The 13,720-nt window shown below is 50.0% G+C and carries 13 protein-coding genes; 8 read left to right on the top strand and 5 right to left on the bottom strand.

Annotated features, from left to right (window positions below; genetic code table 11):
- Positions 1-55: 55 nt before the first annotated feature.
- Both B036_RS0110565 and B036_RS0110560 read right to left on the bottom strand, forming a co-directional pair.
- Positions 56-796: an L-type lectin-domain containing protein gene (locus B036_RS0110565; RefSeq protein ID WP_169435052.1), complete on the bottom strand. Its 741-nt coding sequence runs from the start codon at positions 794-796 to the stop codon at positions 56-58.
- Between the two features lie 274 nt (positions 797-1,070).
- Complete coding sequence (locus B036_RS0110560) at positions 1,071-2,165, bottom strand: putative type IX sorting system protein PorV2 (protein ID WP_020568682.1); 1,095 nt, start codon at positions 2,163-2,165, stop codon at positions 1,071-1,073.
- A 331-nt stretch (positions 2,166-2,496) separates the two neighbouring features.
- On the opposite strand from B036_RS0110560, the gene B036_RS0110555 reads away from it, so the two are divergent.
- The 4 genes from B036_RS0110555 to B036_RS0110540 all read left to right on the top strand — a co-directional run bounded on the left by B036_RS0110555 (position 2,497) and on the right by B036_RS0110540 (position 5,814).
- Entirely contained in the window at positions 2,497-3,174 is a 678-nt protein-coding gene (locus tag B036_RS0110555) for a cell division ATP-binding protein FtsE (protein ID WP_026231870.1), read from the top strand.
- A 300-nt stretch (positions 3,175-3,474) separates the two neighbouring features.
- Positions 3,475-4,332, top strand: coding sequence for a cell division protein FtsX (locus B036_RS0110550; RefSeq protein WP_020568680.1), 858 nt, complete (start codon positions 3,475-3,477; stop codon positions 4,330-4,332).
- A 116-nt stretch (positions 4,333-4,448) separates the two neighbouring features.
- The gene (locus B036_RS0110545) at positions 4,449-4,811 is read left to right on the top strand and encodes a DUF3098 domain-containing protein (RefSeq protein ID WP_020568679.1); all 363 of its coding nucleotides are present in this window, start codon (positions 4,449-4,451) and stop codon (positions 4,809-4,811) included.
- Between the two features lie 202 nt (positions 4,812-5,013).
- On the top strand, positions 5,014-5,814 hold the full coding sequence (locus tag B036_RS0110540) for an undecaprenyl-diphosphate phosphatase (protein WP_020568678.1): 801 nt from the start codon (positions 5,014-5,016) through the stop codon (positions 5,812-5,814).
- 131 nt (positions 5,815-5,945) lie between these two features.
- On the opposite strand, the gene B036_RS0110535 is transcribed toward B036_RS0110540, so the two are convergent.
- Positions 5,946-7,658, bottom strand: a complete 1,713-nt coding sequence (locus B036_RS0110535) for a malonate decarboxylase subunit alpha (RefSeq protein ID WP_020568677.1) — start codon at positions 7,656-7,658, stop codon at positions 5,946-5,948.
- Positions 7,655-8,521, bottom strand: a complete 867-nt coding sequence (locus B036_RS0110530) for an SDR family oxidoreductase (protein ID WP_020568676.1) — start codon at positions 8,519-8,521, stop codon at positions 7,655-7,657. The genes B036_RS0110535 and B036_RS0110530 overlap by 4 nt, the downstream gene beginning before the upstream one ends.
- Positions 8,522-8,778: 257 nt before the next feature.
- Between B036_RS0110530 and truB the strand changes: the two genes are divergently transcribed.
- From truB to B036_RS0110510, 4 genes are all read left to right on the top strand, one after another.
- Positions 8,779-9,609: a tRNA pseudouridine(55) synthase TruB gene (gene truB / locus B036_RS0110525; protein ID WP_020568675.1), complete on the top strand. Its 831-nt coding sequence runs from the start codon at positions 8,779-8,781 to the stop codon at positions 9,607-9,609.
- A gap of 258 nt (positions 9,610-9,867) precedes the next feature.
- On the top strand, positions 9,868-10,323 hold the full coding sequence (locus tag B036_RS0110520) for an ATP-dependent zinc protease family protein (protein ID WP_026231869.1): 456 nt from the start codon (positions 9,868-9,870) through the stop codon (positions 10,321-10,323).
- A complete protein-coding gene (gene rimK / locus B036_RS0110515; RefSeq protein WP_020568673.1) occupies positions 10,323-11,195 on the top strand; it encodes a 30S ribosomal protein S6--L-glutamate ligase in 873 nt (290 codons plus the stop codon). Before B036_RS0110520 ends, rimK begins: the two co-directional genes overlap by 1 nt.
- Positions 11,176-12,141, top strand: a complete 966-nt coding sequence (locus B036_RS0110510) for a succinylglutamate desuccinylase/aspartoacylase family protein (protein WP_020568672.1) — start codon at positions 11,176-11,178, stop codon at positions 12,139-12,141. Before rimK ends, B036_RS0110510 begins: the two co-directional genes overlap by 20 nt.
- Before the next feature lie 339 nt (positions 12,142-12,480).
- Here B036_RS0110510 and B036_RS0110505 read toward each other — a convergent pair whose 3' ends face one another.
- Positions 12,481-13,686 (bottom strand): BaiN/RdsA family NAD(P)/FAD-dependent oxidoreductase, encoded by a 1,206-nt coding sequence (locus tag B036_RS0110505; protein WP_020568671.1) that lies wholly within the window; start codon positions 13,684-13,686, stop codon positions 12,481-12,483.
- Positions 13,687-13,720: the final 34 nt, after the last annotated feature.

Below are 13,720 nucleotides of genomic sequence, written 5' to 3'. Positions count from 1 at the left end.
AGCTCCCGCAGGGTAGCGAACGGTGCTTGCGGCAGTTATTCACTCATTCAATTATTCACTTCTTTCCGCCAAAATCCACCTTAGGCTGCACCACCGCCTCTGCGAAGGTCAGTTTCTTGATGCAGATGTCGTGGAAGTTCGTCTTCCGTCCGGTCGCGGCGGTCACCCCCCAAAAAACTGTTGGATTTCCGTTAAAGACCTGCTTTACAATGTCCTCCTCGAGGACGGCTCGGTTTTCGCCATCGAGTTGAACGGTGAGCCTTTTCTCTAACGGGTCCCAGTTGATCCAAAGCAGGTGCTTCTTTCCGTCCTCCAGGTTGGGAACAGCTTCCGGGCCAACGACACTGGCGAAATGATGTGGCTGACCGTTGATGTTGATGGCAACATGATCGGATGCAGGATCCGCCAGGTGATAATTCTGGTAGGTATCAAATTCGATCCCCAAAGAAGGATAAAGGCCGGCGAAGCCCATCCCCTCTCCCCGGTAGCCCGTCCGCATGGTTGGGTGAAAAATGAAGCCGATACCGTCGGCTCCCAGCTCATCGTTTTTACCAAAGACCAGGCAGACCGTTATCTCGAAAGGACGGCTGAGGTCAATCGCCTTTTCGTACCAGGCCGAGCCGCTGGCGAACTGTACGTCGGGGGTCAACCGAATACATTCGTCGTTCAGGACGCGGGCGGTGCCGCCTAGTTTGAACTCTTCTACGCTGCTTTGGGCGGAGAGGAAGGGAGGAAGAGCTAAAAGGAGGAGGGTAAAAAAGAGAACAGTACGGAAAGGAGGAGAAATGACACGCATCTGCATTCGGGATTGGATTAAAGGTAGAACGTGATATTTCCAATTGAGTTGTTGGGAAAGAGCTTCTTCTACAATATCCCGAAGGGATCGAACTTGTTTTACTCCGAGTGCAACGGTTCGGCCAAACTCGGGGCGGTAGGTTGGCGGGTGCATTTTGCGGCTCGGAGCGCCGCAATGGATGCCTCATCTATTGGTCCCCGGGAAAAGTCCGTTTTACGGCCTTACACCCGAGGCAAATTAAATTCGACTACTTCGTGGTCACTACGCTACTGAACTATTGCTTAGGCTTCAGCCCCAACCGCACAGAAACAATGTGGCTGTACGTACTCCGGCCATCATCCTCGCCAAGGTCCGTGTAAGCATAGTCGACATTGAGTTTGCCGACTTTTAGGCCGAGCCCCAGGCTCGGGCGGGAGTTCAGCCGCTCCACCTGATCGAAGTCCTGGATACGCTGCAACTGGGAAACTCCGGCGCGCAGAAAGATGAAATCTGAATAGCCAGCTTCCAGGCCGAAAGCGGGGTCGATGCTGACGGGGTCGGCAGAAATCAGGGTATTTCGCTTACCGTCGGTAGTGGCGATGAGGTCCAGTTCGGCGGTAAGACCGATGTCTTTGGTGATGTTGAACTTCCGGTTGACGGCCAGGATGAGCGTCGGGTTGGTAGTTTCTACGCTGTTGATCGGAATTTCGTTGCCGGTGAGGCTGAGCGTTTCCCTTTCGCTGTCGTTGAAACTGAAAGACCAGGCATTGAAAGTGGTGGTGATGTCTCTGGCCAGGAGCGCAAAGGTCCAATCACCCCGATCCATCTGGGCACCGAGGTCAATGCCGAAGCCCCAGCTGTTGGCAAACTGGCCGATGGTACGGCGGACGATTTTTACGTTACCACCCAAACGAAGCTCTCCCTTAGGCTTGGGAAAGGCGCGGGCATAAGTTCCAAGAAAGGCATAGTCGGCAGCCGAGAACTCGGAGATATTTTCGAAATTGATGGTGCCGTCAGCCTCGTAAAGCGTCAGCGTATTGGGAATATTATCGATGCCGAAGCGGATGATGCTGAAGCCAAGGCGCTGATTTTTGCCAGACAACGGCAGGGTGAAGCCCAGGTAATCATAGTTGCCCACACCGCCGAACCATTCGGCGTGCATGGCACCAATCTCCAAACCTTCCTCCGGTGCTAAGCCCGCCAGGCCGGCCGGGTTCCAGGCCGTAGCATAAACATCCTTTTGGCCAGCGACCACTGCAGTACCCATAGCATGCGCTCTGGCACCGACACCGATGGTCAGGAATTCATTGCTGTACTTTTGAGCATTCATTGCATCCTGCGTTCCCGCCCAGAATACGATTACAAGAAGAAGGGTTAATAGTTTTTTCAAGACTTTTATGTTTGGAGGGGTACAATGAGTGAATATGGGAGTAATTGAATAAGAGAATGATTGAATCGCTGCCGCCGGCACCGTTCGCCAAGCTTCGCTTGCTCACCTTGAAGGAACGCACCCGCAAAAGTAAAGACTGCACCAATCAGTAACTGAATAAGCCGTCAAGTTATTGAGTCATTAATTGTCGTGTACTTGCCCGGGCGAACAAGCGAAGCGCCGTGAGTGGTACTTGCGGCAGCAACTAGGTGACTCAATAACTCATCGACTCAGTTACGAAAGTGATACCTTGAAGCCGCAAAACGTTATCAACGGACACAAAAAACACCCAATGGCCGAAGCAATAGTAGAACTTCGTGGGGCAAATATCCAACAAGGAGGCCGGAACATTCTGGAAAATGTTGATCTTCGGATCGCACCGGGTGAATTCGTCTACCTGGTAGGCAAAACCGGTGCGGGCAAATCCAGCTTGCTCAAAACACTTTATGCTGCATTGCCGCTTGGCGGTGGCTCGGCCACCGTAGCTGGCTTCAACCTGGCTAAGACGGGCAGAAAGAAAATCCCTCAACTACGTCGCAAACTTGGCATCGTCTTTCAGGACTTTAACTTGCTGATGGACCGGTCGGTCGAAGAGAACCTGCGCTTTGCCCTACGCGCTACCGGCTGGAAAAAAGGAACCCTCGCCGAGCAACGCATCGATGAAGTACTAATGGCCGTTGGCCTGGCCGACCGGCGGCGATCAATGCCCCACACCCTCAGCGGAGGGGAACGCCAACGCATTGCCTTCGCCCGGGCCCTGCTTAACTCCCCTACTCTGTTTATTGCTGACGAAGTGACCGGCAATCTTGACCCCGACACCAGCAAAAACATTTTGGAACTGATGCGTAAACTGGGCAAAGAACACGGAACGGCAGTGCTGTTTGCAACGCATGATTACCGACTATTGGATACGTTTCAGGCGCGAGTCGTTCGGTGTGAAGGGGGGCGGGTGTTTAATGCTGAAGGGTGACTCGCTGCACTCAATAGACGCTTCGCTTGGTGGTGGATAGCAGGTAGGCTGCCGCAGGGAGATGCGCACTTCGTTCGTAGGATATCCATAGTTGATTAGCGATATTTGATCAGGGATTTAGCTACAGCCGGGCTAACCAACCTTAATTAAGCTTCTTTAACCCAGTCCCTTGCAAAAATCTCCCTACTTTTGTTCAACAAACTGGAACGCGGAACAAGTGGTCGACAAAACCGGCAATGAAGTTCCGTGGCTCGCCAACCACCCAACAGACTAACAGACCAATACACCAAACTACCAACTTTGCCCTCCCCCCGTCCTAATCAACTCTACGTCATCTTCAGTCTGTCGCTGGTGCTTTTCCTGCTTGGGCTGGTGGGCTTGTGGACGTTTCAGGCGAGCTACCTCACCCGGCAGTTGCAGGAGAACCTCGACATCATTGTTGAGTTAGAGGTTGATCATACTAAGGAGCAACGGGAGTTGCTGCTGCTAGAGCTGCTGGCGGCGGATTACCATCAGCCTGGAAGTACTCCCGAATACTTGCCTAAGGAGCAGGCATTGCAGGAAATGGGAGAAGACCTGGAGCGAGATCTTGACGACCTGGGGCTGAACAATCCATTACTTGACGTGATCACCTTCAATGTTCCGATCGTTTATTTGCAATCCGATAGTCTGGCTGCAATTGCAAGTGAGCTGCAAGTGAAACCGGGTGTTGCGGGCGTGTTTTACCAGGATAATTTTGTTGACCGGATTGCGGCGAATGCGCGGAGACTAGGCTGGGTACTGCTTGGCCTTGCAGCGTTGTTTGCCCTCGTTGCCGGTCTGCTGATCCATAATACTGTCCGGTTATCGTTGTACGCCAATCGCTTCACCATTAAAACCCAGGAACTGGTGGGTGCCAGTTGGGGATTCATCAGCCGTCCGTATCTATGGCGGGCCGTTGGCCAGGGCTTGCTGGCCGGGCTAATTGCACTAACCGGCGTACTGGGCCTGCAGGTCTGGCTACAATCCGTTTTACCTGAACTTGATTTATTTGCGGAGCCGGTTCGGCTGGGCTTCCTTTATGGCGGCATCCTGCTGCTTGGTTTACTGATCAACTTCGTCAGCCACTATGTCGTCGTTCGTCGCTACCTTCGCCTCCGCTTAGATGATTTATACTAAGTACAAGTTGCAGGTTTCAAGTTGCAAGATGCAGCCGTTGAAACCTGGAACTTGCAACCTGATAACCTGCAACTTGCAATCTGAAATCTGCAACCTGCAACCTGCAACTTGAAAACATGAGTAAGCAAAGAAAGAAAAAGGAAGATCGTAAGGCAGCGCAGCGCGCCGCAGCTTCCAACCAGGACAATACCCGCGTGGCGCCAGCTACGCCGGTAACCACCCGCAGCACCAGGACCTTCGCTTCAGAGAACAGCAACTCCGCTAAACGTGCCCTTACTTTCGGTAAAGACACCTACCTGTGGATGGGCATCGGCTTTGCCCTGGTTATCCTCGGCATGCTCCTGATGAGCGGAGGACGTGGCGACGACCCAGCCGTTTTTGATGAAAGCGTGATCTACTCTTTCCGTCGCATTACCCTCGCCCCAATCGTTATTCTGGGTGGTTTGGGTACGGTGATTTATGCTATCCTTAAGAAATAGTTTTCAGGATTCAGGGCTCAGGATTCAAGGCTCAGGGTTCAGGATTTAGGGGTCAGGGCTCAGGGTTCAGATTTCGTCCTTAATAATGGCCAACTAAATACTGCCCACTAACTCCTGAATACTGAGCGGTGATTACTCCTCTCTGAACACTGAATACTGCTCCCTGCCCCCTGAATACTGAACACTGAATACAGTCCCCTAAATGCTAGAACTTCTAAAAGCGCTAGTCCTTGGCATTATCCAGGGGCTGACCGAATTTTTGCCCGTATCCAGCAGCGGTCATCTTGAGCTTGCCAAATGGGTGATGCAGGACGACAGCCTTGCCGCTGAAAGTATGCTGATGACCGTGACGCTGCACGCCGCCACGGCGCTGGCGACCATCGTGGTTTTCCGCAAAGACATTATTGAAATTCTTGGAGACCTGGTTAAGTTTCAATGGAACGACGGCACTAAATTTGCTGCACTTATCGTGGTCAGTATGATCCCCGCGGCAATTGTCGGGGTGCTCTTTGATGATATGCTCGAAGCCCTTTTTGATCGCCAGATCATACTTGTTGCCATTATGCTAATCATTACCGGCCTGTTGCTTTTTCTGGCAGATCGGGCGAAGAACACTGAAAAAGCCGTGGACTGGAAAGACGCGATCATCATCGGTCTGGCGCAAGCGGTGGCCATTCTGCCCGGCATCAGTCGGTCGGGGGCAACGATCTCGACCAGCGTAATGCTGGGAATTGACCGGGAGAAATCAGCGCGTTTTAGTTTCCTGATGGTGGTGCCGCTCATCCTTGGCAAGATGGCTAAGGACATGATGGATGGCGATTTCACTGCCAGCTCCGTCTCTCTCCCCGAACTAGGCGTAGGCTTCCTGGCCGCATTTTTAACCGGTATTCTGGCTTGCGTCTGGATGATTAAGTTGGTAAAAAAGGCGGAGCTGAAGTGGTTTGCTTACTACTGCTTTGCGGTGGCGGCGGTGGTGTTGGTCTGGAAGGGAGTCATGAGTTAATGTTTAGCGCAACCAACATCTGCTAAACGTTCCGACCGGCTAATTCATCTGCGAAGCGCACTACAGGTGCAGGAGAAAATTTATGGCAGGCTACTCCGGACTATGGCCGCTGCGCTAGCTTGCCTCCGGGGTCACCCAGAGTGGATACCTGTGGTGTTTTTAGAACGATTGAAGCTAAATTCCAGTGCCGAGTCAATTATTGGAACACTTTCATCTTGTGGAATATAGATACAGGCTTCGCAATTTGCAAGAATGTCCTTTTCAATGTCAATGCCCGGGAAGCGGGCTATTAGCTGAAGCCCGTGTTTGGTTAATTTGAAGTACCCTACATTGGTCACGTACAATACGGTCTTTCCTTGCCGGAGTGCTTCCTGGCCATTGAAAGAAATTTCACTGACTTGCTCCACGAATTTGGGAATTCCCTTCCGCAGCAATTTAACCTTTCCTTCTTCGTGCCCAAATTCAGCCTTATGCATCCAATGGCCGATGAAAATGATATTTTTAGCGCCATAAACGATGTCTGGAAAACCGCCAGGACCAACGTAATCGGTAACCTCCGGCCCTTTTTTAGATACGTTGACATTACCTTTCGTATCCACTTCCAGAAAGCCAAGTACCGCCATGTCTAAATGGTCGTGATAGCGTGCAAACATTTTAGAAGAGGGCTCCAGATGATCGGGCCCGACAGTCGCACCAAAAAAGATACCAGGAGCGGGCAGCCCCCCAAAAGCGCCTGCTTCGGTCGTAAAGATAAATTCGTCTTCCAGGTCGTTTTCTACTAGCACCCGGCCGACTTCCTCCGGGAATCCAACGCCAATATTGACCAAGCCATCCCTGGGAACAATTTTTAGAAAAAGGCTGGCTGCCAATCGGGCCATATCGCTGTCGACCGTGTTCCGAACCGGCGTAATCTTCAGTAGATTATTAATAAATTTCAATTGCTTCACCGCCTTTTTCCGATCCACCTGCTCGTGTGGCGTGAACATGGGCCAGTATCGGTTCTGAAGAATGCTGGCAGTTTGTTCGTTATAGGGATTAACTACAATGTAATCTACCTGCTCTGCAGGAATGCTTATCTCCTTTTTGTTCTTCGGGATGATTTTAGCCACTGCTGCCATTACAATGCCTTTGTTCTTTCGTACGGAACTAATGGACTGGACACTTTCGGTGATCGTGGCTGCATGCTTAAAATAGATGTTCCCTTCTTCGTCGGCGTACGATGCACTGAACAGTGCTACTTCAGGCTGCGGCATGGTGTACTTCAGCGTATCTCCCTCCCGGGAGATGTATTTCGCCCCGGCTGTTGCATTGATCGCCGCACGCCCCCCAACTGCCGGGTCGAGAAATGTACCCAGTCCTACTTCTGAGGTCATTGAAGTTTTCCCTTTACCCTGTTCTTCCAACAGTAAAGAGATGACGCCTTGTGGCAAGGTGTATAGTTCCAGGTCACCTTTTTGTGCCAGTTGTAATTGTGCCTTGGCCGTTTCGATGTGGGCGGCCAGGTAGCTTTTCATCAAGCCCGGGAGCCCCAACTCTTCGATCGTGCCCGGAACTCTTCCCCGCCCCCCCTGCGCGCCTCCGTTTATCCAGGTCAGCGATTTAGGGTGGCCCGAACGTTTGAATCGTTCGCGAATAGCATAGAAGAAAACTGAACAGCGTGCGTTACCCGCAATGCCACTTGAAAAGACACAGGAATTATCCTCGATTAATTTAGCAGCGTTTCTGGCCGAGATGAATTTGTCGGAACTGGTCTTTGCCGGAAGGTAATCCAGCGAATGCCGGCGCCACGTCAAACGCCAGCGAATGACGTGGAGGACCAGCCGTAGTTTGTCGAAAAAATTCATGATACCGTGGTTTTGTTGAAGGACAAAAGCCCTTTCAGCTTCCTCATTTTCTTTATCGGATGGTTGCGAATGAACCGGCGCAGAAGCCACGGAGAAAGACGGTTTAATACAAGGGTGATTCCTTCCGTTCCTCCCACGAAGGTTTCTTCCTTTCGTTTCAGTACCGCCTGGACGATTTTCTCAGCGGCTTTTTCCGCCGGATACGCCTTCTGAAAAGTCTTATCCACCTTGCCAAATAAGCTACCATCACCCTTTAGCGCATGAGCGGTAATCTCGGTCTGAATGATGCCTGGTATAATAATGGAAATGTCCACTCCCGTATCCGCGATCTCACTTCGTAGTGTCTCAAAAAAGCCATGCAGGGCGTGTTTAGAAGCAGCGTAGGCGGAAATTTTGGGGACGCCATACTTGCCGGAAAGGCTGCTCATAACAACGATTTGCCCGGCATCTCGCTCCAACATGTGAGGAAGAAGGTGCTTCGTCAGGACAATTGGACCGAAATAATTGATGTTCATCACTTTTTGGTCAACTTCCAACTTAGTAGACAGGGCCCAATCTTTCAGTGCGATGCCTGCATTATTCACCAAAATATCAACCTTGCCGAAGTAGCTCAGGGCCTTCGCGACTTTGTCGGGGAGCAGTTCCAATTGTTCCAGATCAAAAGGTAAAATATGGACGGCTACCTGATCAGCGGCCAGGTTGGCTTTTACCCGCTCCAGCCTGGGCGCACCGGGTGCAGAAATAATTAAAGAAGCCCCTTGTTTCGCAAATTGGTAGCAGAGCTGTTCGCCGATACCTGAAGAAGCTCCGGTTATCCAGACCACCTTATCCAGTAGTTTCCTTGATTTTTTGCTGGTTTCCATCGTCGCTTTTCACGAAAAATAGTCCCGTCCGGAGAAATCATTAGTGATCAAGGTTTGCTGTAAAGCTGATATTTGTCAACGATCAAGTTATATGGGAGCTACTAATAATTTGGGCGGCGGCGCGCAGGATGCAGGGGAAGGTTTCATAAAAAGCAAAGTACAAACATTACCCAACCGTTAATGCTGAATATTGGCAGGTATGCTTTTAGAGGATGACGCAATCAGAAGGCATACCAGTTCTCTGTAGCTGGTGCCAAATGAATAAGTTATTCCAAACCTTTGGTCCTTCCTTGCCCAATTGCCGTTCTTTGCACCTGCGGCCGCGCCCAAAATCGCTAATCACAAATCCCTTATTGCTTATCAAAACGCTTCCCCCTACCACTACCCCACCCTTTACCTTCCAGGAAGGCTGCCTGCTACTCGTCGATAAACCGAAGGGCTGGACCAGTTTCGACGTCGTTAATAAGGTCCGCTGGGCCATTCGCAAGCACCTGGGGGTAAAGAAAATCAAGGTAGGCCACGCTGGCACACTGGACCCCATGGCCACCGGCATGCTCAACATCTGCACCGGCAAGTGGACCAAACGCCTGCAGGAGCTGCAGGGTATGGACAAAACCTACACCGGCACCATCACCCTAGGTGCCACCACCGCCAGCTATGACGCCGAAGAGCCGATCAACGCCACCTTCCCCACGGAGCACATTACCGATGAGATGGTCCGCGCCGCTGCCCGCTCTCTCACTGGTGATCTACAGCAGCTCCCTCCCATCTACTCTGCCATCAAAATCGACGGCCAGCCTTTGTACAAAAAAGCCCGAAAAGGCATCCAGGTGGAAGTAAAACCCCGCCCCGTCACAGTACACGAATTCAGGATCACCCGTATTGAACTGCCGGAAGTGGACTTTGAAATAACCTGTTCTAAAGGCACCTACATCCGGTCGCTGGCTTATGATATGGGCAAGGCGCTGGATTCGGGCGGCTACCTCACCGCGCTGCGACGGACGACCGTTGGGCCGTTCGAGGAGAAGGATATGTGGGACTTGGAGACTTTGCTGGAGGTTATCCCGCCGCTGGCGCCGGAGGAATAGTTTTATCAGTCAATGAGTAGTCTGTCTCCCACTACCTCTGGTTCAGACCAGTGAAAGCCCGCTTTCACTGGTCCTGCGGTATCCCTTACGCTTACAATTTCAGCAGCCCTGAGAATACCCGATGAATGCACGGTTTTCCAGCCTTTATACCTACCTTCGGCGGCTTGCAGCCAGTCTTTTCAGATCAAGAACTAACCGACCGTTCAAACATCTAGCAGTCAAGCGATTAGTTCATGCAAGCCAAATAACAAAAACCAATTGACCAAAAAACAAACGATAGGCAGGAAGGATAAAGCTGATTTTCCTGGCTTAGAATTAAACAGCGTCGATATAAAAATGGACACTGGTGCCTACACTTCAGCGATTCACTGTCACGAGATAGGAACAAAAGAGGTAGATGGCAAAGAGGTCTTATTCTTCACCCTCCTCGATCCTTCGTATAAGCAATACGAAAGCAGGGAATTATCAACAGAGAATTTCAGGCAAAAGTCCGTGAAAAATTCTTTTGGCGGTTCGGAGAAGCGTTTTGTGATCAAAACTAACATTGTGCTTTTCGGGGTAGAGTACCCCATTGATCTTTCACTCAGTGAGCGGGGAGAGATGAAGTTTCCTATTCTGATCGGACGCAAGTTCCTGATGAAGCGATTCATCGTAGACCCCGCCAAAACAGATCTCTCGCATAAATTGAAATCATCAGATTCAAATAAAAAATAATGAAAATAGTCATCCTGTCCCGTCAGCCCAATTTGTACTCTACTAAAAGGCTGCTGGAAGCAGGTGAAAAACTAGGGCACGAAATGCTGATAGTTGATCATTTGAAGTGCAACATAGAAATTGAAAAAAAGAAGCCTAAAGTATGGTATAAAGGAGGCTACCTGGAGAATGTGGACGCCGTCATCCCACGGATTGGCGCCTCGGTGACCTTCTATGGCACTGCGGTAGTGAGACAGTTCGAGATGATGAAAATATTTTCTGCGGTAGAATCTCAGGCCTTGATCCGGTCGAGGGATAAGCTCAGAAGTTTGCAACTATTGGCGCGTGCCGGCGTCGGTCTGCCCAAAACTATATTCACCAATTTCTCTAAAGACGTTGAGCACATCGTTGACTCCGTTGGTGGAGCTCCCGTAATTCTTAAGTTGCTGGAAGGTACGCAAGGGTTAGGCGTTATTTTGGCAGAGTCCCAGAATGCGGCGGGTTCGGTCATGGAAGCCTTTAATGGCCTGGAAGCAAGAATTATCGTGCAGCAATTCATCAAAGAAGCTGGAGGCGCTGACATCCGGGCCTTCATCGTAGACGGTGTAATTGTGGGCGCAATGAAGCGCCAGGGTAAGGAGGGAGAGTTCCGTTCCAACCTGCACCGGGGTGGTAGTGCGAACATCATCGAGCTAACCGAAGAGGAGCAAAATACTGCCCTGATTGCGGCCAAGGCGATGGGCCTGGGTGTAGCTGGCGTAGACATGCTTCAATCTAAGAGCGGACCTTTAGTTTTGGAGGTAAATTCTTCTCCCGGATTGGAAGGTATCGAAAAAGCTACCGGGAAAGATATTGCCAGGAAAATCATCCGCTATGTCGAGCGAAACGTATAAAGACAAGATTTCTATCCTCGGGGTCGAAATTCAACGGGGGGAAAGCAAAGTCCTCGATTTTGACGTGGCAAAGCTGCATACCAGGAACAGTATAAAGGTGCCAATATTTATTGAACGAGCTAAAAAAGACGGTCCGGTGGTTTTGCTGCTTGGCGGCGTACATGGCGATGAGATCAACGGCGTGGAAATCGTTCGGAGGATCATCAGGAATAAAATCAACAAACCTACCCGAGGTACCATCATCAGCATTCCTGTCTTTAATATTTTTGGCTTTTTAAATCTCTCCCGAAAGTTTCCTGATGGGAGAGATTTGAACCGCGTTTTCCCTGGTTCCGCAAAAGGTTCTTTGGCCAGCCAATTTGCCTTTCAATTCAAAAAAGACATTGCCCCGCACGTTGATTACGTGCTTGACTTTCATTCCGGAGGAGGCCACCGGGTGAACGTGGCACAAACCCGCTGCATGCTCGATGACGAAAAGACTTTGGAACTGGCCAAAGTCTTCAATGCTCCCTTCATTGTACAGTCGAAAACCATCTCAAAGTCTTTGCGCGAGACCTTCAAAGAACTGGGTAAAACAGCCTTACTCTTTGAAGGAGGAAAGTCTATGCTCTACGACGAAAAGGCCATCCAATACGGCGTGCAAGGGGCCAGGAATGTGCTTCGCTTCCTGAAGATGAAAAGCTTTAAGGCTTTGCCCCGGGACCCCTCCATAATTATCGCCAAATCGAAATGGCTCCGGGCCTCTCACTCCGGCATGTTCCACGTGCACATTGAGAATGGAACCTGGGTAACGAAAAAGACGGTCATGGGCGTCATTACTGATCCTTTCGGTTCCTTCGAACGCAAAGTTTACGCGCCCTTCGATTGCTACGTTTTTTGCGTGAACATCGCACCGATTGTTAATCGGGGAGACGCAGTATTTCACGTTAGTTTGGAGTTGAAGTAAGAAGCGCCTGGCCTCTAAAATGTGTTTTCACAACTACTTGCATCCTATACAAGTAGTGGCTCATACAGTTTGCATTTTTCAACGGCCGCCAGGGCCACCATTTCCGGCTGGGGCCAAGGCCGTAGCTGGTGGTTGCAAGGAACGATTTGTGTTTTAGGCAGAACTACCTGTCTGGTAGGCTAAATAAAATTCAGTGTAAAGATATAACACCTTGATTTTCAATTACACAACCCAATATTTTAGCTCATCCAATAGGCTTAGTCTTTGGTAGCGCTGGATGGAACTCCCGGTTTCGACTTCTGGAGGACGGCCTTGGCGGTTTGGGTATATACAAGCCGATCACGCCAATTCATTGACTACTTCCAACTCGTTTAAGTGCTTGGCCAGGGCAAACCCCATGCTAAAGCACCCCTGCAATAAGTAGCCGCCGGTAGGTGCATACCAGTCCAACATCTCCCCAATAGCGTAAGCATCAGGTATTTTCTTAATCTGGAAATTTTCATCCATCTCCTCCAAAGTAATACCGCCTAAGGTCGAAATAGCTTTATCCAATTCATCCGCAGATTGGATAATAACGGGGATCGATTTGATGGATTTCGCAAGTAGGTCGGGATCTAAAAATGTGCTTTTGTCCGTAAACTGTTTTATCAGTCCGATGGAGGTACGGTCAAGGTTCAAGTCCTTTTTTAAAACCTCCGTCACTTTGGTTAATTTAGACCGCTTGTATTTGGCCCTTATTTGAGCAACCGTCATGGTTGGCTTTAAGTCCAAATGAACGACTACCCGTTCTTCGTTAAGGAGTCCTTCCTGAAGCTTTTGGCTTAAGGCATAAATAGCATTACCCTCAAGACCAAATTCGGAAATAACCAGCTCTCCTTTTGAGAAATGTTCTTTATACCTCAACCCAATATTCTTTAGAGGCTTCCCTTGGTGCGTTTTTACAAAGTTCTTATCCCAATCTACACCAAAAGCACAGTTCGCTGCGCTAAATGGTCGAACAATCACCCCACGCTTTTCAAAGGCTGTACGCCATTCCCCGTCAGAACCAGTCACCTTCCAACTCGCTCCTCCCAGAGCAAATACTACCAGGTCAGACGCAGCATCATTGAAACCTTCGAAACTCAGGTTTCCTTCCGCGTTCCAACCCACCCATTTTGTGTCTGTCTGAAATTTCACCCCCCTGGTTACCAGGTATTCTACGATCTTATTGAGTACCTCAATCGGCTTGAGTTCCAAAGCAGGAAATACCCGGCTACTTGATCCAACGAAGGTAGATACCCCATGAAAATCAAGCCAGCTCATCAGATCTTCATTAGTGAACTGTCGAAGAACAGGAGCCATGAATTCACTTGGGGAATACTGAGAGATGAGTTCTTCTAAGTCTGATTGGTAAGTCAGGTTCAATCCACCCTCACCCGCTACTAAAAATTTCCGGCCCACTGTCTTTTTCTTTTCACACAGTGTCACTTGGTATTTCTTCGTGTCCAGCTGGGCAGCGAGCATTAGTGCAGCAGGGCCTCCGCCTACAATAGTGATTTTCTTCATCTAAGCCCTGTGATTAAGATTTAAAACCATATGA

Origin of the sequence: Neolewinella persica DSM 23188, from assembly GCF_000373105.1 — a bacterium.
Taxonomy (GTDB): domain Bacteria; phylum Bacteroidota; class Bacteroidia; order Chitinophagales; family Saprospiraceae; genus Neolewinella; species Neolewinella persica.
The sequence above is the reverse complement of the archived record's forward strand: the minus strand, read 5'-3'. Positions and strand labels throughout refer to the sequence as shown.